The organism is Pseudomonas lurida, from assembly GCF_002563895.1.
GTDB lineage: Bacteria > Pseudomonadota > Gammaproteobacteria > Pseudomonadales > Pseudomonadaceae > Aquipseudomonas > Aquipseudomonas lurida.
Map to the genome: position 1 here is coordinate 82,812 of NZ_PDJB01000001.1, position 19,689 is coordinate 102,500.

General features: G+C 60.0%; 18 protein-coding genes. 2 read left to right on the forward strand and 16 right to left on the reverse strand.

Features of this window, described 5'->3' with window-relative positions; genetic code table 11:
- Nucleotides 1–22: 22 nt before the first annotated feature.
- The 16 genes from ATH90_RS00435 to ATH90_RS00510 all read right to left on the reverse strand — a co-directional run bounded on the left by ATH90_RS00435 (nt 23) and on the right by ATH90_RS00510 (nt 17,050).
- Entirely contained in the window at nt 23–1,054 is a 1,032-nt protein-coding gene (locus ATH90_RS00435) for a DUF5924 family protein (RefSeq protein WP_034110649.1), read from the reverse strand.
- Nucleotides 1,055–1,126: 72 nt separating this feature from the next.
- Nucleotides 1,127–2,509: a M16 family metallopeptidase gene (locus tag ATH90_RS00440; RefSeq protein ID WP_098465485.1), complete on the reverse strand. Its 1,383-nt coding sequence runs from the start codon at nt 2,507–2,509 to the stop codon at nt 1,127–1,129.
- A gap of 57 nt (nt 2,510–2,566) precedes the next feature.
- A complete protein-coding gene (locus ATH90_RS00445) occupies nt 2,567–4,225 on the reverse strand; it encodes a Na/Pi cotransporter family protein (RefSeq protein ID WP_098465486.1) in 1,659 nt (552 codons plus the stop codon).
- 253 nt (nt 4,226–4,478) lie between these two features.
- Nucleotides 4,479–5,246 carry a TerC family protein gene (locus ATH90_RS00450; RefSeq protein ID WP_014716354.1) on the reverse strand — a complete coding sequence of 256 codons (768 nt, stop codon included), beginning with the start codon at nt 5,244–5,246 and terminating at the stop codon, nt 4,479–4,481.
- Between the two features lie 68 nt (nt 5,247–5,314).
- Nucleotides 5,315–6,622, reverse strand: a complete 1,308-nt coding sequence (locus ATH90_RS00455; RefSeq protein WP_003187405.1) for a CitMHS family transporter — start codon at nt 6,620–6,622, stop codon at nt 5,315–5,317.
- A 377-nt stretch (nt 6,623–6,999) separates the two neighbouring features.
- The gene (locus tag ATH90_RS00460; RefSeq protein WP_034110653.1) at nt 7,000–8,961 is read right to left on the reverse strand and encodes a DUF7844 domain-containing protein; all 1,962 of its coding nucleotides are present in this window, start codon (nt 8,959–8,961) and stop codon (nt 7,000–7,002) included.
- Nucleotides 8,958–9,278: a DUF2388 domain-containing protein gene (locus tag ATH90_RS00465; RefSeq protein WP_034110655.1), complete on the reverse strand. Its 321-nt coding sequence runs from the start codon at nt 9,276–9,278 to the stop codon at nt 8,958–8,960. Before ATH90_RS00465 ends, ATH90_RS00460 begins: the two co-directional genes overlap by 4 nt.
- A gap of 25 nt (nt 9,279–9,303) precedes the next feature.
- On the reverse strand, nt 9,304–9,612 hold the full coding sequence (locus ATH90_RS00470; protein WP_034110704.1) for a DUF2388 domain-containing protein: 309 nt from the start codon (nt 9,610–9,612) through the stop codon (nt 9,304–9,306).
- 80 nt (nt 9,613–9,692) lie between these two features.
- Entirely contained in the window at nt 9,693–10,013 is a 321-nt protein-coding gene (locus ATH90_RS00475; RefSeq protein WP_098465487.1) for a DUF2388 domain-containing protein, read from the reverse strand.
- Between the two features lie 136 nt (nt 10,014–10,149).
- Entirely contained in the window at nt 10,150–10,335 is a 186-nt protein-coding gene (locus tag ATH90_RS00480) for a DUF1127 domain-containing protein (protein ID WP_098465488.1), read from the reverse strand.
- Nucleotides 10,336–10,597: 262 nt separating this feature from the next.
- Entirely contained in the window at nt 10,598–10,813 is a 216-nt protein-coding gene (locus ATH90_RS00485; protein WP_010168694.1) for a DUF1127 domain-containing protein, read from the reverse strand.
- Nucleotides 10,814–11,131: 318 nt separating this feature from the next.
- Entirely contained in the window at nt 11,132–12,625 is a 1,494-nt protein-coding gene (locus ATH90_RS00490; RefSeq protein WP_034110661.1) for an acetyl-CoA hydrolase/transferase family protein, read from the reverse strand.
- Between the two features lie 179 nt (nt 12,626–12,804).
- Nucleotides 12,805–14,241 (reverse strand): NAD(P)(+) transhydrogenase (Re/Si-specific) subunit beta, encoded by a 1,437-nt coding sequence (locus ATH90_RS00495; protein ID WP_034110663.1) that lies wholly within the window; start codon nt 14,239–14,241, stop codon nt 12,805–12,807.
- Nucleotides 14,241–14,561 (reverse strand): NAD(P) transhydrogenase subunit alpha part 2, encoded by a 321-nt coding sequence (locus ATH90_RS00500; protein ID WP_003233786.1) that lies wholly within the window; start codon nt 14,559–14,561, stop codon nt 14,241–14,243. Before ATH90_RS00500 ends, ATH90_RS00495 begins: the two co-directional genes overlap by 1 nt.
- 15 nt (nt 14,562–14,576) lie before the next feature.
- Nucleotides 14,577–15,698 carry a Re/Si-specific NAD(P)(+) transhydrogenase subunit alpha gene (locus ATH90_RS00505; protein ID WP_098465489.1) on the reverse strand — a complete coding sequence of 374 codons (1,122 nt, stop codon included), beginning with the start codon at nt 15,696–15,698 and terminating at the stop codon, nt 14,577–14,579.
- 452 nt (nt 15,699–16,150) lie between these two features.
- Complete coding sequence (locus tag ATH90_RS00510; RefSeq protein ID WP_034110666.1) at nt 16,151–17,050, reverse strand: LysR family transcriptional regulator; 900 nt, start codon at nt 17,048–17,050, stop codon at nt 16,151–16,153.
- Between the two features lie 158 nt (nt 17,051–17,208).
- Here ATH90_RS00510 and ATH90_RS00515 point away from each other — a divergent pair, with 158 nt between their 5' ends.
- Together ATH90_RS00515 and ATH90_RS00520 are read left to right on the forward strand one after the other, a co-directional pair.
- Nucleotides 17,209–18,390: an acyl-CoA dehydrogenase gene (locus ATH90_RS00515; RefSeq protein ID WP_003170842.1), complete on the forward strand. Its 1,182-nt coding sequence runs from the start codon at nt 17,209–17,211 to the stop codon at nt 18,388–18,390.
- Nucleotides 18,391–18,402: 12 nt separating this feature from the next.
- Nucleotides 18,403–19,623, forward strand: a complete 1,221-nt coding sequence (locus ATH90_RS00520; protein ID WP_034110667.1) for a CaiB/BaiF CoA transferase family protein — start codon at nt 18,403–18,405, stop codon at nt 19,621–19,623.
- The last annotated feature ends 66 nt before the right edge of the window (nt 19,624–19,689 follow it).

Genomic DNA, 19,689 nt, shown 5'->3' on the forward strand with positions numbered 1-19,689 from the left:
CTACGTAATAGCACGAACCTGCCTACTTTGGGTTGTCCGTTTGTGCTGAGTCCGTCACTTTGAAACGCAGCACGCCGATCACCTGCCCGTCTTCGGTCAACACCCTTACCTGCCAGCGGCCTACCGCGTCGCCGGGGAAGTTCTGCTTGTGGGTCCAGGCGCGATAGCCCTCTTTGCGCCCGCCGTGAATATCCAGGGCGATGCGGTCGACCTCTTTGCCGTTGAATTGCCACACGTGGTAGATCCGCTCATCCAGCCCCCGGGGAGCGTTGATCGCGGTGTAGGCGTACAGCCCGCCGCTGCGCAGTTGGGCGGCGGTGACTTCCTTGAGGTCGTCGCCTGGCGTGCGGTCTTGCAGTTGAGTGCTGATCGCCACCTCGGTCATCCACAGGGTGGCCGGCGGTACCCAACTGCGCAGGAACCAACCGGCGCAGCCAATGGCGGCCGTAACGCCGAGCAGCATCGCCCAGCCCTTGAGGCTACGCAGTGGCAGGCTTACCGCCAGGCTTGGGATCGACAACGCCATGGCCACGCCGAGGGCCAGCTTGTAACTCTCGGCGGTGGTCAGGTGCAGGATGATCGGCAGCGCGGTCAGCAGTGCCGCGAACAGCGTCAGCGTGTGCAGTGCGAGGAACAATGAGCGCTTGGGCGCCAGCCACTTGTAGTACAACGGGTCGGTAATCGACACCAGCGCGGCCGCGCCGAGCAGACCGGTGAACACCGATTGCCCGCTGTTCCACGCGGTGGTGACAAAAAAGAACGGCAGCACGAAGAACAGACTTTCCTGGTGGATCATCTGGGTCGCGTAGCGCAGCAGCGGTTCGGGGATTTCGCGCTTGAAGACCTTGGTGAACAGTTGGGTGAAGCTGTTCTCCAGCATCAGCCACAGCCAGCTCACCAGCATGATCACCGCTATCCAACTGGCCATGCCCTGCTGGCGATCCACCAGAATGAAGCTGCACACACCCGAGATGAAGCCGCCGAGTGCAATTACCCCTGGGTAACGCTTCATCAGTTCGAGGATGCGGGTGATCAAGCGAGTCACGTTTTGCATTCGGCAGTTCGCAGTCTTTGTAGGAAAAAATCCCAGACAGAATAACGTCTTAGCCCGGCGTCTGGTGCCCCATTACGCGATCCGTTTGCGATAAACCCGCACGCCGATCAACACAATGGCGATCAGGCCGAGCAGGCTGGCGCCGATCCAACTGAGGGCGTCGTAGCTCAGCAGTGGTTTCTCGATGCGCCAGTAGCCTGGCTGCTGGAACACTTGGCGCATGGCCTGGTTGGTCTGGTCCAGGCTCACGGCCTTGATGCGTTTGACCGGGTCGCTGAAGTGGCCGTTGTGGTAGTCACCGGACGCGCTCCAGTAGTAGTCGGCCAACGCGCTGTTGCCCTGCACCGCCCATGCCTGGCGTGCGATGGCGGCCTGTTGCAGGCGAGCGAATACTGCCGGGTCGAGGCCCTCCTCGAGCAGTTGCGCCCTGAGTGCCTGGAGGACCTGTTCTGCTTCAGGAAGGTTTTCCCGCTCAAGGTCGGCATTCAGGCTGAGGAAGCCGACGCCGCCGAGTACTTCGCGTTCGCTCCAGGGGCCGTAGGACAAACCGTGCTTGAGGCGCAGTTGGCGGTACAGCGCCCAGTCGAGGTAATCCTTGAGCAGGTCGTAGGTTTCGTCATGCCCGTCATCCAATACCGGCTCGGGGAACAGCCAGTGCAGCTTGGCGCTGTCGCCAACCCAGCCGTGGATGAGTTCGCGATGGCTGGCGGCGTCGTGCTGGATTTCCGGCAACGCCGGGTGCTCGGTGGGCTCGACCGGTTCGAGTTGGCCGTAGGTGCGTTCCAGATAGGCCGGCAGCAGTTTGTCCAGGTCGCCGACGATGATCAGGCTCATGTTGTTGGGTGCGTACCAGTGTTTGCGCAGGTTCTCCAACTGGTCGCGGGTCAGGTGGTCGACCTCGGCGCGTTCGGCGCATTTGAGTCCCAGTTCGACGGCCAACTGGTTGCTGGCGGTGTGGCCGAGGTCCTGGCGGTCCAACAGGCGTTGCAGGTGTGAGTAGTGGCCGCCGTCCTCGCGTTCGACAACACGCTTGGCTGCATTGATATTGGCGTCGGTCAGTTCGGTGCGAGTGATGATCGCCAGCAGCAGGTCGAGCACCTTGCGCTGGTTTTGCGCCGGCGCCTCGATCACGAAGGTGGTGTCAGCGTTGCTGGTGTAGGCGTTCCATTCGCCGCCCAGGGCTTGCATGCGGTCTTCGAGTTCACCTTCGCCGCCACCGTCGATGCCGCTGAACAGCAAGTGTTCCAGCAGGTGAGGTAATTCCTTGTCTTCGCAGCCGAAGTCATCCAGGCCCACGCCAACCACCAGGCGGATTGCCACATGCCCGCGCTCGGTGCCCGGTTTGAGCAGCAATTGCAGGCCGTTGGGCAAGGTGTAACCCTCGACTTGCAGACGGTCAAAGGCGAAGACGTGGGCAGAACCCATGAGCAGGCAAGCGAACAACAGGCGACGCATAACAAGCTTCCTGGCGAGTGAGGTCAGTTTTAACTGACTTCACGGGCCATCGTACGTTCAGGGCGAATGTGTGATGTCGGCAATATCTTCGGCGGAGAGCGCGCCGGTGTCGGACGTTTCCAACACTACATAGGCACTGCTGCAGAACAGTGAATTCAAGCGTTTCATGTCGGCAATCAGCTCCAGGTGCAGGGAGCTGGTTTCCAGGCTCTGCACGATCTTGCGCTGCAGCCGGCTGACATGAGCGTGCGCCAGACGGCGTTCCTGGGCGCGGAAACGGCGCTTTTCGCGCAGCAATTGTCGAGCGCTTTCCGGGTCTGCGCTGAGGAACACTGACAGCCCGAGGCGCAGGTTGGCGATCAATTGGCTGTGCAGGCCCGTGAGTTCCTCCAGGCCGACTTCCGAGAACTGGCGGCGCTGGGAGGTTTTCTGCTGTTGGACTTTGCGCAGCATGCGTTCGATCAGGTCGCCGGCCAGCTTGAGATTGATCGACAGTTCGATGATTTCGGCCCAGCGCCGGCTGTCCTGCTCGCTGAGGTCCTCGCGGGGCATTTGCGCCAGGTAGAGTTTGATCGCGCTGTAGAGCGCCTCGACGTCGTCGCTGAGGCTGCGTATTTCCTGGGTAATGGCCGTCTGTTTACCGCGCAGTACTTCCTGCATGGCGGTGAGCATGTTGTCGATCAGGTCGCCCAGGCGCAGGGTTTCCCGCGCGGCGTTGGCCAATGCCAGGCTCGGCGTGGTGAGCGCGGCCAGGTCCAGGTGGCGGGGTTTGGCCTTGCCATTGGTCTCTTCGCGCTCGGGCAGCAGCCAGGCGCACAGCCGTGCCATCGGCCCGATGGTGGGCAGCAGAATGAGGCAGCGCGTGACGTTGTAGAGCAGGTGGAAGGTGATGACCATGCCTTGGGCGCTGTAGTCCAGGCCGTCCATCCACAGCACCAGCGGGTCGAGTACCGGGATGATCAGCAACAGGCCGATCAATTTGTACAACAGGCTGCCCAGCGCGACTTGGCGACCGGCGGCGTTCTGCATGCTGGTGCTGAGGAAGGCCAGCACGCCGCTGCCGATATTGGCGCCGATCACCAAGCCGATCGCCACGTGCAAGCCGATCACACCGGCGCCGGCCAGGGTGGCGGTCAGTAGGACCGCAGCCAGGCTGGAGTAGGAGATCATTGCGAATAAGGCGCCGACCAAGGCGTCGAGCAGGATGTCGCCGGTCAAGGAGGCGAACAGCACCTTCACGCCCTGGGCATGGGTGATAGGCCCAGCTGCTTCGACGATGAGTTGCAGTGCGAGGATGATCAGCCCGAGGCCAATGCCCACCCGACCCAACTGCCCGGCGCGCGTCTGTTTGCGCGACAGGAAGAAAATCACCCCGAGAAAGATCAGCAGTGGCGACAGCCATGACAAGTCAAACGTCAGCACCCGCGCCATCAGCGCAGTACCGACGTCGGCGCCGAGCATCGTCGCCAGGGCGGGCATCAGCCCCATCAGGCCTTGGCCGACAAAGGACGTCACCAGCATTGCCGTGGCGTTGCTGCTCTGCACCATGGCAGTCACCAGGATACCGGCGATAAACGCCAGCCAGCGCTTGGCCATGTTCTGCCCGATGACTTGGCGCAAGTTGGAACCGTAGACCCGCAGGATGCCGGTACGGACGATGTGCGTGCCCCAGATAAGCAGGGTCACGGCGGAAAGCAGATTGAGCAAGGTCAGCATGCTCGGCCCCCCGTGTGGGTGCGCTCCAGCAGGAGCGAAGAAAATTTTCCGCGTGCCGTTCTACGTCTTGTAGTTAAGCTGTAGTTGGCGAATGGGCTCTGCGCCAGCATCGCATAGCTAAAGTGGTGATTGAAACAAAACTGTCATGAAGGATCGTTCCCGTGCCGGCGTGGGAATTCATCCTGTGACGCGTTGCGTTACCACCGCGCGCAAAAAAGGGGCTTCTAAAAGCCCCTTTTTGTCTGGCCCGGGTTTATTGACCCGGGATGTCTTTGCGCAGTTTCACAGGATCCTGCTGTTTCTTCTTTTTCGCGATGGCAGTGCGCATCTTGATGTTCACCGCTTCCACCGCCAGCGAGAACGCCATGGCGAAGTAAACGTAGCCTTTTGGCACGTGCACATCGAAGGATTCGGCGATCAGCACGGTACCCACTACCAGCAGGAACGACAGTGCCAGCATCTTCAACGACGGGTGCTTGTCGATGAATTCGCTGATGGTGCCAGCGGCGAGCATCATCACTAGCACCGCCACGACAATCGCCGCGACCATGACGGGCACATGGGAGACCATACCGACGGCGGTGATCACCGAGTCCAGGGAGAACACGATGTCGATGATCGCGATCTGGATGATGGTGTAGATGAACTTGCCACCGGCGCCCTTTGGCTCGTCATGGGTTTCGTCTTCACCTTCCAGTGCGTGGTACATCTCCTGGGAGCTTTTCCACAGCAGGAACAGGCCACCGAAGAACAGGATCAGGTCGCGACCGGAAATACCCTGGCCGAAGACCACGAACAGGTCGGCGGTCAGTTGCATCACCCAGGTGATCGACAGCAGCAACAGGATGCGCGTGACCATGGCCAAGGCCAGGCCGAAGATCCGGGTGCGCGCCTGCATGTGCTTGGGCATGCGGCTGACCAGGATCGAAATCATGATGATGTTATCGATGCCCAGGACGATCTCGAGGGCCGTCAGGGTGAAGAAGGCAATCCAGATTTCCGGATTGGTCAGCCATTCCATGTGTATTCCTTTGAGCAAATGTTAAACCGCGCAAGCTGCAGCGCCGCGCGGTGAGTGAGTCGGTACGATTATAGAGTGCTGAACAGCGGAAAAATCCCCATCAGCAATGCGGCGAACATTATGCACAGGCACACCAGCACTGCCCACTTCAGGGTGAAGCGCTGGTGATCACCAAATTCGATACCGGCCAGCGCCACCAACAGGTAGGTCGACGGTACCAGCGGGCTGAGCAAGTGCACGGGCTGGCCAACGATCGAAGCGCGAGCCATTTCCACGGCGGTGATGCCGTAGTGGCTGGCGGCTTCGGCAAGTACTGGCAGTACGCCGTAGTAGAACGCGTCGTTGGACATGAAGAAGGTGAACGGCATGCTCACCAGGGCGGTGATTACCGCCAGGTACGGGCCCATGGCTTCCGGGATGACCGCCAGCAGGCTCTTGGACATGGCGTCGACCATGCCGGTACCGGACAGGATGCCGGTGAAGATACCCGCGGCGAAGATCAGCCCGACTACCGCCAGTACGCTGCCGGCGTGGGCGGCAACGCGGTCTTTCTGCTGTTGCAGGCACGGGTAGTTGACGATCATCGCGATGCTGAACGCCACCATGAACAGCACCGGCAGCGGCAACAGGCCGGCGATCAGCGTGCACATCAAGGCCAGGGTCAGCGCACCGTTGAACCAGATCAGCTTCGGACGACGAGCATCCGGGAATTGCGACACGCTGATTTCGCTGTGGTCGATTTCATCACCTTGCAGGTGCAGCTCGCCCAGGCGCGCCCTTTCGCGTTTGCCGTACATGTAGGCAATCACCAGGATCGCCACCACGCCGGCGGCCATCGCCGGGATCATGGGGACGAAAATATCCGAAGGGTCCACATGCAGCGCACTGGCGGCACGGGCGGTGGGGCCACCCCAGGGGGTCATGTTCATCACGCCACCGGCGAGGATGATCAGGCCGGCCATGATCCGCGGGCTCATGCCGATGCGCTGGTACAGCGGCAGCATGGCGGCCACGCAGATCATGTAGGTGGTAGCGCCGTCACCGTCCAGGGACACGACCAAGGCCAGCACGGCGGTACCGACGGAGACCTTCAGCGGATCGCCCTTGACCATCTTGAGGATCTTGCGCACGGCCGGGTCGAACAGGCCGGAGTCGATCATCAGGGCAAAATAGAGAATGGCGAACATCAGCATCACGCCGGTCGGCGCGAGTTTGGTAATGCCTTCGAGCATCATTGGGCCGATCTTCGGTGCAAAACCGCCGAACAGCGCGAACAGGATCGGCACGATGATCAGGGCGATCAGCGCAGACAGGCGCTTGGTCATGATCAGGAACATGAACGTGATGACCATGGCAAAGCCAAGGAAAGTCAGCATAGGAATACTCCAGGCGTAGCGCGGCTAGGGAATGGCGAACCGGGTTGGGGTCAGCGCAGAACGAAAGGCACGAGGCTTACGGGTGGAGTTGGGGCGAACAGGCGGGTACGAGCGGACATCGGGAATCACCATTGTTGTTGTTAACAGCCGGTCTGTTGCCGGCAGTGGGGGCGATCCTAGACGGGTAAGCTTTCAGCCAGCTTTCGCTGATAAAACAGGTGATGCGGGGGCGACACGCGGTCGTCAGGTCTAGACAGACCGACGTGTGGGAGCTGGCTTGCCTGCGATAGCGGTGTGTCATTCGCCAAAGCGGTCGACTGAATGTCCGTTATCGCAGGCAAGCCAGCTCCCACATTTGAGGGGGGCCCCCGGCAGCCTCAGGGAAGTTCCAGGCCGCCCGCGGCTTTATGCAATGCCCGCAAGTGCTCGCCCACCTGCTTGAGGTTGGCTTCACAGGCGGCAATTTCGGCGGAGCGGGAGGGATCCAGCAGCGCCCTCACCTCTTTGTCGAGTTCGCCGGTAAGGGATTGCAGTTGCTTCTGGCGCTCGGCGCTTTCCGACTCCAGGCGCTTGGCTTCCGACGGTTGCGGCAGGCCGTAGCCGCCACTGCCCAGCAGTTCCGCCGGGCGGCTGAGGAAGCCGCTGTTGGCGAGGATCTGCTGCAGCGTGGCGTTCGCTTTCTCCATGCCGCCGTTTTTCAGCTCGCGGGCACCGAGGTAGCGTTGTTTGACTTCGTCCTGGGCCAGCATCAACTGCTTGCGAAAGCTCGCCTGCTCAAGCAGCAATAACGCGGCGCTGGTGCGCAGGTCGGCCTGACCGAACCACTGGCGGCGCTCCGCCGCACTGAGAGACAGCCAGTCTTCGACCTGGGTTTGTTTGATCGGCAGGTGTTTGCGCAGCACATCGAACATGGCCTGGTAGCGTTCGCGGAAGGAATCGAAGTGATAACCCAGGCGCAGTGCCCTGCGTTTGTCATCCAGCACACGGGTGTCAGCCAGGCCGCGGGCACTCAGGACCTCGAGCAATCCGTTGGGGGTGATGTTGTCCAGGCCGGTGAGTTGTGGGTTGGCGCTGCCACTGCGTAATAGTTTCAGGCTCTCCACTGCGCAATTATTGGAGATAAAGAAGTAGTTGCCGTCGTAGCTCCAATGCATTTCGGCAGCGTGCTCGACGGTGTCGTTGATTTCCTGGCGGGTCAGTTTCAATGGTACCGAGGCGAGGCCGCGCAACTCGGTCTTGGTGTATTCGTCGATCACCTGCGCCAGCGGCAGTACAAACAATCGTGACGGGTATTTGCCGACCAGGCCATCCCAGCTCGACAACTGGACGTCACCCACGAACGCGCGGTAGGACAGCACCAGATGCTGGTCCAGATCCAGCCGACAATCTGGCCCACGCGGGCGGCCCGGCGCACAGATCACCAAGCGCAACATGCTGTGGCCCCAGCGGCTGACCAGGTTCTGGTTGGCTTCGGCCAGCAAGTAGTCGATTTCGTACACGCGTTCCGGGTCCACATGACCCAGCGGCGTCTTGGCGAAATCGTTACCGGCGTTCAGGAATGCGTAGGTGTTCGCGCAGGTGTCTTGCTCCGGTGGAGCCCAGCCAAAGTGCTCCTTGTAGTAGCGGAACAATGCCGGGCGACGGCAGCCGTAGCTCGGGTCGAGCAGGAAATACTCCATATTGACCGCCACGAATTCCAGCGGGCTGGTGGTTTCGTAGATGTCCGGGCTGCGCGCGACCTGATGGTTGTGCTGCTCACGCTCGCCGCGACGGCCGACGTATTGCGGCCAGCCGGCAAGGTCCAGCAGGCGCGGGTCATCACTGAGGGTAAAGCGTCGGCCATTCTGGCCACGGCATTGATCAGGCAGGCCGATCAGGCCGGTGAGATTGTTCTGGCGGCTGCAGCGATTGATCAGCGTGCGGTCATCGTTGGACCACAGGCGTGCACGGTCATAGATGTGGGTCAGTTCATGCAGCACCGTGGCGAGCATTTCGCGGCGCACAGTACCGTGGGGGCGATTGGTTTTCTGGGTGGCGGCGCTGCCGTCGGTCAGGCTGGCGAGCAGGTTGCGGTTGAGGTCCAGCTCGGACACCAGGGAGGCTTGCCCATAGGCGTTCTCAGGCATCTTGTCGGTCCAGCCGACATCGATGCGCCGGTCCAACTGCTCCACGAAGCGCGGCGGTAATGCGCGCATGGCTTCGTCGAGCAATGCCTGGCTGGCCTGCTGTTCAGCCGGGCTCAGACCGTCGGTCTTGAGCCGCAGTTGCAGGCTGGCCTGGGCTGCGCTGGCACACAGCAGCACAGTCCCGGCCAGGAGCCAGGCGACAACTCGCCTCACAGTGCGAGGATAGCTTCGGCGAGGGTCTGGTCACTGGCGTCGCGGGCTTCCGGCAGACGTGTACGCAGGGTGTCGAAGGCAGCTTCTAGGCGTGCACCCCGGATCTCGCCGTTGGTAGCAACGAAGCTGGCGGCGTCGTCGTGGGCTTCGCGCACAACTTTGGAGTCACGGATGGAGGTGGTGGTGTCCGAGGTGAAATCGATGGTGCGGCCAGAAGCACGAACAATGATGTTACTGGTGGCCACCAGAGTTTGCGCCTGGGCAACGTCGGCCAACAACAGCAGGCCAAGGGTGGCGGCGATCAGCGGGCTACGCATGGAATGACTCCGAATACAAAGATGATTATTGGACGAGAATTGCTTGCGCCAGTTCACGGTCGCTGGCGTTAAGTTTTGGTTGGCTGCGGCGCAGATAATCCAGCGCTGATTCCAGCCGCGCGCCCCGCCATTGGCCGTCAGTGGCGATAAACGCGGCCGCGTCATCCTGGGCGGCCATTATCACTTTTCTGTCGAAGGGCGCGGAGGTCACTTTGCTGGTGGCGTACGCGCTCACGACGGTGCTCTGGGTGGTGAGGTCAAAGGCCGAAGCCGATGGCGACCAGCCGCAGGAAAACAATACAGGGACGATTAAAAGGCGGTATGAAAAAGCCATGGGACTCGACAACTGAAAGCGAGCGCCAAGGCTAGCGTAATGCCCGGGCGAGAGCCAGCGCCCAGGCATCAGTCCTGTCGTCAGATAGCCAGGATAGCCTGGGCCAGCTGCGCGTCAGTCGCGGTGTCCAGTTGCGGCGCTTGTTGGCGGATCTGTGCCAGGGCGCTCTCCAGTTTCACGCCCCGAATGGCACCCTCACTGGCGACAAAGCTGGCGGCGTCGTCACGGGCGGCGCGCACGACCTTGTTGTCGCGCAGGGACGAAGTGGCATCGGAGCTGGCGTCCGAGGTGGCCTTCAGCGCGCCGACGATGGAGTCGGTGGTCACGATGAAGCTGGTCGCGTTGGCGTTGGCTGCCAGGGCCAACAGGGCGGCAGCACTCAGCAGGCGAAGACGGGACATGGGATGACTCCTGTAGATGAACTGATAATGTGGCGCAGCGCAGCCATTGGGGATCAGACGCCTCTGCGGCGTGGTTCGCCACGTGGTGACTGGATATTAAGCTGGCGTTTATCCATTCGGGAAGCTCCTTGACTGCCTAGTCACGCCAGAACGGCTTGGATATCTCGGCCATTCGGTCGCCCTGGCTGATGCCAAGGTCAGCGAGCTCTCTCGTATCAAGTTGTGACAGCTGGCGCCGTTCGTAGGCTTGGCGCCCCCATTTGGCGAGGGTAGCAGTCGTGCGATGTAACAGCCGCTTATAAATAGAAGAAGACGTGTCCATGGCGAGTGCCTTTCATGAGGTCTTGGAACACCATGGTGGGTGAGACGGTCGGACCGATACAGATACACCGGAACCAAATTGTACTGCTTAATTGTTATATTTATTTAACTGTACCTATCGTTGCCAGGGGCTTCTGTTTTGCGCAGAAATCCTCGATTGCGCAAACAACAAAGCCCGCCTCCGGTTTCCCGGGGCGGGCTTTGTTTTGACAAATCAGGTTGCTGGCAGTGGACCCGACAGGTCAGGGCCAGCGAGCGCTAAATTAGCGCCAGAACGGCTTGCTCAGCTCTTCGTAGCGTTGAGCTTCGCTGATACCTGCATCAGCCAGCAGACGCGAATCCAGGCGAGCCAGTTGGTGGCGGCTTGAGATGCGGCGCTGCCACAACATCAGGTTGGCGATAACGCGCAGAGGCAGGGAGGCCTGGGTGTTTACAGCTTTTTCTTCAAAGAACAGATCGGAACTGAGTGTACGTTCCATGATGACATCCTTCCGCTTGTGGCGGGATTAGGTAGTGGTTTAACTGATGCCAATGATCCTCCTCTGGCGCAAGACTCTCTAGATACAGTTCACCTGTATTGTGAGGGGCCAGTTAACTGTTTACAGGGGCTGTACGGTACAGAAATGGGGCAACTGTACCTGTCTGCACTGAAATAGTGCGAAATAGGCTTTTTAGGTAGGAGGTGGAAGGTATTTAGGTAGGAAATGACCGGTACAGCAGTACAGTTTTTTTAATAAGCGGCGAACAAGACACCGAGCTGATGAAACTGTGTTTGCATCAGCTCGCCTCTGTATCAATCACGCCTTGAGCATATGCCCTGTTTCTTCCAGGTTAATGTGCCAACTCAGTGCTTCGCGCAGGATGTGGGGGGTATGCCCGCCGATGGCGCAAGCGGCGTTGAAGTAACTGTTCAGCGCATCGCGGTAGGCGGGATGCACACAGTTGTCGATGATCACGCGGGCTCGTTCCCTTGGTGCCAGGCCCCGCAGGTCGGCCAGCCCGACTTCGGTCACTAGGATGTCAACGTCATGCTCGGTGTGGTCCACATGGCTGACCATGGGCACCACGCTGGAAATCGCCCCGCCCTTGGCAATCGACTTGGTAACGAAGATCGCCAGGTGCGCATTGCGTGCGAAATCCCCGGAGCCGCCAATACCGTTCATCATCCGCGTGCCGCAGACATGGGTGGAGTTGACGTTGCCGTAGATGTCGAACTCCAGCGCAGTGTTGATGCCGATGATGCCCAGGCGACGCACTACTTCCGGGTGATTGGAGATCTCCTGCGGGCGCAAGACCAGCTTGTCCTTATAGTGTTCCAGGTTGCCAAACACGTCGGCGTTGCGCCGTTCCGACAAGGTGATCGAACTGCCCGACGCGAAGCTCAGCTTGCCCGCGTCGATCAGGTCGAAGGTTGAATCCTGCAACACTTCCGAATACATGGTCAGGTCTTCGAACGGCGACTCGATCAGCCCGCACATCACTGCGTTGGCGATGTTGCCGATCCCAGCCTGCAGCGGGCCGAGCTTGTTGGTCATGCGGCCAGCGTCGACTTCCTGCTTGAGGAAGTTGATCAGGTGGTTGGCAATGCCTTGCGTGTCGCTATCGGGCGGCGTCACGGTGGAGGCGGAGTCGGCCTGGTTGGTGATGACGATGGCGACGATTTTTTCCGGGGGGATCGGAATGGCGGTGCTACCGATACGGTCGTCGACTTTCACCAGGGGTATTGGCGTGCGCGTCGGCCGATAGGTCGGGATATAGATGTCGTGCAGCCCTTCCAGGTTCGGATTGTGAGCCAGGTTGATCTCAACGATTACCTGCTTGGCGAAAATCGCGAAGCTGGCGGAGTTGCCCACTGAAGTGGTGGGCACGATATGGCCTTGTTCAGTGATCGCGACCGCTTCAATCACTGCGATATCCGGCAACTTGAGCTGGTTGTTGCGCAGTTGCTCGACGGTTTCCGACAGGTGTTGGTCGATAAACATCACCTCGCCGGCGTTGATCGCTTTGCGCAGAGTGCTGTCGACCTGAAACGGCATGCGGCGGGACAGCACGCCGGCTTCGGTCAGTTGCTTGTCCAGGTCATTGCCCAGGCTGGCGCCGGTCATCAGGGTGATTTTCAGCGGGGACGTCTTGGCGCGTTCTGCCAGGGCGTGGGGTACGGCCTTGGCTTCACCGGCGCGGGTGAAGCCGCTCATGCCAACGGTCATGCCGTCTTCAATCAGTGCAGCGGCGTCTGCCGCGCTCATGACCTTGTTCAACAACGAAGGCAAGCGGATGCGATCACGGTACATGGATTCTTATCTCAGGCTACGGAAGCAAGGTGCGCAGTTTAGTGATTTCAAAAAAATTCGGCCCGCTACCATGGTCGAATGCCAGGCGGCGATTTAGAGCCTTTGGTCGGGTTTCATGCAGTCATAAAAAACCCCAGCCTACGGGAGGCCGGGGTTTCGAGTATTGCGCTGAAGCAGTGTTACTCGACGGCTTTGACCATGTCTTCGATGACCTTCTTGGCATCACCGAAGACCATCATGGTCTTGTCCAGGTAGAACAGTTCGTTATCCAGGCCGGCATAGCCGCTGGCCATCGAGCGCTTGTTGACGATGATGGTCTTGGCCTTGAATGCTTCGAGGATCGGCATGCCGGCAATCGGCGAATTCGGGTCGTTCTTCGCGGCCGGGTTGACCACGTCGTTCGCGCCCAGCACCAGCACCACGTCGGCCTGGCCGAATTCGGAGTTGATGTCCTCCATCTCGAACACCTGGTCGTAAGGCACTTCCGCCTCGGCGAGCAGCACGTTCATGTGTCCAGGCATACGGCCGGCCACCGGGTGGATCGCGTACTTTACGGTGACGCCATGGTGAGTCAGCTTCTCGGTCAGCTCCTTGAGGGCGTGTTGCGCCCGAGCCACTGCCAGGCCGTAGCCTGGAACGATGATCACGGTGTCGGCGTTGGTCAGCAGGAAGGTCGCATCGTCGGCCGAGCCGGATTTGACCGGGCGTGCTTCTTTAGAGCCCGCCGCCGCGCCCGCATCCGGGGCATTGCCGAAACCGCCGAGCAGTACGTTAAAGAACGAACGGTTCATCGCCTTGCACATGATGTACGAGAGGATCGCGCCGCTGGAACCTACCAGGGAACCGGCAATGATCAGCATCGAGTTGTTCAGCGAGAAGCCGATGCCCGCCGCAGCCCAACCGGAGTAGCTGTTGAGCATCGACACCACGACCGGCATATCGGCGCCGCCAATCGGGATGATGATCAGCACGCCGAGCACAAAGGCCAGGGCCAGCATCAGCGCAAAGGCCGTGAGGTTGCCGGTGAACATGAAGGTCAGGCCCAGGCCCAGTGTCAGCAAGCCAAGCACCAGGTTCAGTTTATGCTGGCCGCCGAACTGTACCGGTGCGCCTTGGAACAGGCGGAACTTGTACTTGCCCGACAGCTTGCCGAACGCAATCACCGAACCGGAGAAGGTGATGGCGCCGATGGCCGCGCCAAGGAACAGCTCCAGGCGGTTACCGGAAGGGATCGAGTCACCCAGGTGCTTGACGATGCCCAGCGACTGCGGCTCGACCACGGCGGCAATCGCAATGAACACCGCGGCCAGGCCGATCATGCTGTGCATGAAGGCAACCAGCTCCGGCATCTTGGTCATTTCTACGCGCTTGGCCATGATCGAGCCGGCGGTGCCGCCGATCAGCAGGCCAACGATCACATAGCCGATGCCAGCGGTTGCCAGCTCCGCGCCGAGCTTATAGATGAGGCCCACGGTGGTGAGCACCGCCAGCGCCATGCCAAGCATGCCAAACAGGTTGCCGCGTCGCGACGTGGTTGGGTGTGAAAGGCCCTTGAGCGCCTGGATGAAGCAGATCGACGCGATCAGGTAGAGCGTCGTTACCAAATTCATACTCATTACTTCTGCACCTCTTCTTTAGCTTTGGGCGCTTTCTTCTTGAACATCTCCAGCATCCTGCGAGTGACCAGGAAGCCGCCGAACACGTTAACGGCTGCGAGTGCCACGGCCAGGGTGCCCATGGTCTTGCCCAGCGGGGTAACGGTGAGCGCGGCGGCGAGCATCGCGCCGACGATCACAATGGCCGAAATCGCGTTGGTCACCGCCATCAAGGGTGTGTGCAATGCGGGTGTAACGTTCCAGACCACGTGGTAACCGACATAGATCGCCAGCACAAAGATGATCAGGTTGTAGATACCGGGGGAGATAAGCTCTTCCATCGTCTGAATCCCTGCTTAGGCGTTTTTGCGGATGACTTGGCCGTCGCGGCACATCAGGCACGCGGCAACGATGTCGTCTTCGAGGTTGATTTCAAACTGCCCTTCCTTGGTGAAGACCAGCTTCAGGAAGTCCAGCAGGTTGCGCGCGTACAGGGCCGAGGCATCGGCGGCGACAGCGCTGGCCAGGTTGGTCGGGCCACAGATGATCACGCCATTTTCCACCACCACCTGGTCGGCGACGGTCAGCGGGCAGTTGCCGCCTTGTGCGGCGGCGAGGTCGATCACCACCGAGCCGGGCTTCATCTGCGCGACAGTGTCGGCGCTGAGCAAGGTCGGCGCCTTGCGGCCCGGGATCAGTGCCGTGGTGATGACGATGTCGGCCTGCTTGGCGCGCTCATGCACGGCCAGGGCCTGGCGTTGCATCCAACTGGTGGGCATTGGACGTGCGTAGCCACCGACGCCGACCGCGCATTCGCGCTCTTCGTCAGTTTCGTAAGGCACATCGACGAACTTGGCGCCGAGGGATTCGATCTGCTCCTTCACGGCCGGGCGAACGTCTGACGCTTCGATCACCGCACCCAGGCGCTTCGCCGTGGCAATCGCCTGCAGGCCTGCAACGCCGGCACCCAGAATCAGCACGCGCGCCGCTTTCACGGTGCCTGCGGCCGTCATCAGCATCGGCATGAAGCGCGGGTAGTGATGAGCGGCGAGCAGCACGGCTTTGTAGCCGGCGATGTTGGCCTGGGAGGACAGCACGTCGAGGCTCTGGGCGCGCGAGGTGCGTGGCGCGGCTTCGAGGGCGAAGGCCGTGATGCCGCGCTCGGCGAGCTTGGCAATGGTTTCGTTGCTGAACGGGTTGAGCATGCCCACCAACACGGTGCCGCTCTTGATCAGCGTCAGTTCGCTGTCGCTGGGGGCAACCACCTTGAGAATCAGCTCGGCGCCAAACGCATCGTTGGCACTGCCAATGGTTGCGCCTGCCGCTTCATAGGCACTGTCGACGATGCTGGCCTTGATGCCGGCTCCGCTTTGTACAGTGACCTTATGGCCCTGGCCGATCAGCTTCTTGATGGTTTCCGGGGTGGCAGCCACCCGCGTTTCACCGGTCTGGGTTTCGAGAGGAACACCAATGTGCACGTCAAATCTCCTGCATGATCTTTTTGCTTTTGATCTTTTTGTAAAAAGGCCAGTGCGCCGCGAGTGGCGCAACTGGGGCGGCCGATCAGCACGATCCCGCTGAAATGACAGCGGGGCGCGGCATTTTGCAGGCGAACTTTACGGCCATCAAGGGATTATGACGGGTGACGAAAAATTAACTACAAGTCACCCTGTGACTGATTGTCGCAACGCACTGAAATAACCTCTTCAAATACATGGGCTTAAAGGGTTTCAGGCAGTTTTGCAATCTTTTGTCATCGTTGATGTGAATAGTCGGCTATTGGCTCGTAATAGTCGCTACAAGCCAAGCAGATCATGGCCTTGAGCCTTATTTTTGATCGACAGATACAGTCTGTTTAAATGCGACATATATGTATATCTGTAGGATTTAAAATTTACTGACTACAAAGTCAGCAATTGGCCGTTGGCCTTTAAATGCTGGGGCTGTAGCGCCGGGACTGGTCGATCAGCCAATCCCTGAAGGCATGCAAAGAGGCCGATTCGACCTTTCTGTCCGGAATCATCAAGTAATAGGCTTTCGAACTGCTGAGCGCCTCGGGGCTTGCGATCACCAGGTGGCCCTCTTCCAGCTCGCGTTGAATAAGGAACGGTGGAATCAGCGCGACCCCCATGTCATGCATGGCGGCCTGGGACAACATCGAGAATAGCTCGTAACGGGGGCCTGTCATGTCGCGGGGCACGTTCAGTTGTTGGGCGTTGAACCACTGGCGCCACGCGTAGGGTCGCGTGGTCTGCTGCAGGAGTGGCAGTGTGGCGATCTCCTGGGGGCTGAACTGTGTACGGTTCCCCAATAGCCGAGGGCTGCACACGGGCACGGGGTTTTCGCCCATCAGGCGGTGGGATTCGGTGCCGGACCAGTCGGCATCGCCGAAGTAGATCGCGGCATCGAAGTCGGTGTCGGCAAACAGGAAAGGCCGCGTTCGGTTCGTAAGGTTGACCGTGGCTTCAGGGTGCTGGCGCTGGAAGTCCTTGAGCCGGGGTATCAGCCATTGAGTGCCGAACGTGGGGACGACGGCCAGTTCGATAGTGTTGGCGCCCTGCTGGCCCATCACGGAAAGCGTGTCGCGCTCCACCGCATCCAATTGAGTGGCAACGCGTCGGCTATAAGACAGCCCCGCTTCAGTCAGCTTTACCCCGCGCCGCGAGCGGCGAAACAGCTCGACACTTAAAAACTCCTCAAGGCTGGCGATCTGTCGACAGATGGCACCTTGAGTGATCGAAAGCTCTTGAGCGGCCTTGGTAAAGCTCTCGTGGCGGGCCGCCGCCTCAAAACTGACAAGGGCGGTGGTACTGGGAATTTTCCTGCGCATATACCGGGTCCTCACTTAGTAAAGCGCATATGCGCGTTTTTCTGGTGTTTCGAAGTGAGAAATTAGCACAACCCTATGCAGAAACCTCGTTTGCCCTCTGCGCCTGCCGCGCCTAGGCTGCTTCCACGACTTCCGATTCTTTCCGCGAGGACTTATTCATGGCTGGCAAGGCAAGCTTCAACTGGATCGATCCACTCCTGCTGGATCAACAGCTCACCGAAGAAGAGCGCATGGTGCGTGACAGTGCTGAGCAATTCGCCCAGGACAAGTTGGCGCCGCGTGTGCTCGAAGCCTTTCGCCATGAAAAGACCGACCCTGCCATTTTCCGCGAGATGGGCGAGACCGGGTTGCTCGGCGCGATGATCCCCGAGCAGTACGGTGGCAGCGGCTTGAACTATGTCAGTTACGGGTTGATCGCGCGCGAGGTGGAGCGTGTCGATTCCGGCTATCGCTCGATGATGAGTGTGCAGTCGTCACTGGTCATGGTGCCGATCAATGAGTTCGGTACCGAGGCACAGAAACAGAAGTACCTGCCGAAACTGGCCTCTGGCGAATGGATCGGTTGTTTTGGCCTGACCGAACCCAATCATGGTTCCGACCCGGGCGCGATGATCACCCGTGCTCGCAAGGTTGAGGGGGGTTACAGCCTCACGGGCGCGAAGATGTGGATCACCAATAGCCCGATTGCGGACGTGTTCGTGGTATGGGGCAAGGACGATGCGGGCGATATTCGTGGCTTCGTCCTGGAGAAAGGCTGGAAGGGTCTGAGCGCTCCGGCGATTCACGGCAAGGTCGGGCTGCGCGCCTCTATCACTGGTGAAATCGTCATGGATAACGTGTTTGTCCCGGAAGAGAACATCTTTCCGGATGTGCGTGGTTTGAAGGGGCCGTTCACCTGCCTTAACTCTGCCCGCTATGGCATCTCCTGGGGGGCATTGGGGGCCGCTGAATTCTGCTGGCATACCGCTCGTCAATACACGCTTGATCGCCATCAGTTCGGCCGTCCGTTGGCGGCGACTCAGTTGATCCAGAAGAAGCTGGCCGATATGCAGACCGAGATCACCCTGGCCCTGCAGGGCTGCCTGCGTCTGGGGCGTATGAAGGACGAAGGCACGGCGGCGGTTGAGATCACTTCAATCATGAAGCGCAACTCGTGTGGCAAATCTCTGGATATCGCACGCATGGCGCGAGACATGCTGGGTGGCAACGGTATCTCCGACGAGTTCGGGGTGGCGCGTCATCTGGTCAACCTGGAGGTGGTGAATACCTATGAGGGTACTCATGACGTGCATGCCTTGATTCTGGGGCGTGCGCAAACCGGTCTTCAGGCGTTCTATTAATAGGAGCATTGCATGGGCGCGCTTTCGCATCTGCGGGTACTGGATTTATCGCGAGTACTGGCGGGCCCTTGGTCCGGGCAGATCCTTGCGGACCTTGGGGCTGAGGTCATCAAGGTCGAGCGGCCGGGCAGCGGCGACGACACGCGCGCCTGGGGGCCGCCCTTCCTAAAGGATGCCTATGGCGAGAACACCAGTGAGGCGGCTTATTACCTGTCTGCCAATCGCAACAAGCAGTCGGTGACTATCGATTTCACGCGACCGGAGGGGCAGGCGCTGGTCCGCGACCTGGCCGCCAAGTCGGACATCCTGATCGAAAACTTCAAGGTCGGTGGCCTCGCCGCGTACGGGCTGGACTATGAGTCGCTGAAGGAGATCAACCCGGAGCTGATCTATTGTTCGATCACGGGCTTCGGTCAGACCGGGCCTTATGCGACACGTGCGGGTTATGACTTCATGATCCAGGGGTTGGGCGGGCTTATGAGCCTGACGGGTCGACCTGAGGGCGATGATGGCGCTGGACCGGTAAAGGTTGGCGTGGCGCTGACGGACATCCTTACAGGGCTTTACTCGACCGTGGCGATTCTGGCAGCACTGGCTCATCGGGATCACGATGGGGGTGGGCAGCACATAGATATGGCATTGCTGGATGTGCAGGTCGCCTGCCTGGCGAACCAGGCGATGAATTACCTGACGACCGGGGTGTCGCCCAAGCGCTTGGGTAATGCTCACCCGAACATCGTGCCTTATCAGGACTTTCCCACGGCCGACGGTGATTTCATCCTGACGGTGGGTAATGATGGGCAGTTCCGCAAGTTTGCCGAGGTGGCTGGGCAGCCGCAGTGGGCGGACGATCCGCGCTTCTCTACTAATAAGGTGAGGGTGGCCAATCGGGCGCAACTGATTCCGTTGATTCGTCAGGCCACGGTATTCAAGACAACGGCCGAGTGGGTGTCGCAGTTGGAGCGCGTTGGTGTGCCTTGTGGGCCGATCAATGACCTCGCTGAAGTTTTTGCGGACCCCCAAGTCAAGGCGCGTGGGTTGGCAATGGCGTTGCCGCATGCGTTGGCGGGCATGGTGCCTCAGGTTGCCAGTCCGATGCGGTTGTCCAAGACGCCTGTGGAGTACCGCAATGCACCTCCTCTTTTGGGAGAGCATACGGCCAAGGTGCTTCAGGAGGTGCTGGGGCTCGGGGTAGCGAATGTGATCGCTTTGAAGAAGGCGGGGGTGGTCTGAGCCCTTTCTTCTATATAGAAGGGATTTGCGCTCTTGATTGGTGGTTTTTTAATCAATCCTAACTAA

Coding starts and splice junctions, on each gene's coding strand:
- ATH90_RS00470 (WP_034110704.1), bottom strand. CDS start 9,612: ATGGCTTTTTCATACCGCCTTTTAATCGTCCCTGTATTGTTTTCCTGC.
- ATH90_RS00485 (WP_010168694.1), bottom strand. CDS start 10,813: ATGGAACGTACACTCAGTTCCGATCTGTTCTTTGAAGAAAAAGCTGTA.
- ATH90_RS00440 (WP_098465485.1), bottom strand. CDS start 2,509: ATGCGTCGCCTGTTGTTCGCTTGCCTGCTCATGGGTTCTGCCCACGTC.
- ATH90_RS00475 (WP_098465487.1), bottom strand. CDS start 10,013: ATGTCCCGTCTTCGCCTGCTGAGTGCTGCCGCCCTGTTGGCCCTGGCA.
- ATH90_RS00510 (WP_034110666.1), bottom strand. CDS start 17,050: ATGCGCAGGAAAATTCCCAGTACCACCGCCCTTGTCAGTTTTGAGGCG.
- ATH90_RS00455 (WP_003187405.1), bottom strand. CDS start 6,622: ATGCTGACTTTCCTTGGCTTTGCCATGGTCATCACGTTCATGTTCCTG.
- ATH90_RS00435 (WP_034110649.1), bottom strand. CDS start 1,054: ATGCAAAACGTGACTCGCTTGATCACCCGCATCCTCGAACTGATGAAG.
- ATH90_RS00445 (WP_098465486.1), bottom strand. CDS start 4,225: ATGCTGACCTTGCTCAATCTGCTTTCCGCCGTGACCCTGCTTATCTGG.
- ATH90_RS00520 (WP_034110667.1), top strand. CDS start 18,403: ATGGGCGCGCTTTCGCATCTGCGGGTACTGGATTTATCGCGAGTACTG.
- ATH90_RS00495 (WP_034110663.1), bottom strand. CDS start 14,241: ATGAGTATGAATTTGGTAACGACGCTCTACCTGATCGCGTCGATCTGC.
- ATH90_RS00480 (WP_098465488.1), bottom strand. CDS start 10,335: ATGGACACGTCTTCTTCTATTTATAAGCGGCTGTTACATCGCACGACT.
- ATH90_RS00500 (WP_003233786.1), bottom strand. CDS start 14,561: ATGGAAGAGCTTATCTCCCCCGGTATCTACAACCTGATCATCTTTGTG.
- ATH90_RS00450 (WP_014716354.1), bottom strand. CDS start 5,246: ATGGAATGGCTGACCAATCCGGAAATCTGGATTGCCTTCTTCACCCTG.
- ATH90_RS00490 (WP_034110661.1), bottom strand. CDS start 12,625: ATGTACCGTGATCGCATCCGCTTGCCTTCGTTGTTGAACAAGGTCATG.
- ATH90_RS00465 (WP_034110655.1), bottom strand. CDS start 9,278: ATGCGTAGCCCGCTGATCGCCGCCACCCTTGGCCTGCTGTTGTTGGCC.
- ATH90_RS00515 (WP_003170842.1), top strand. CDS start 17,209: ATGGCTGGCAAGGCAAGCTTCAACTGGATCGATCCACTCCTGCTGGAT.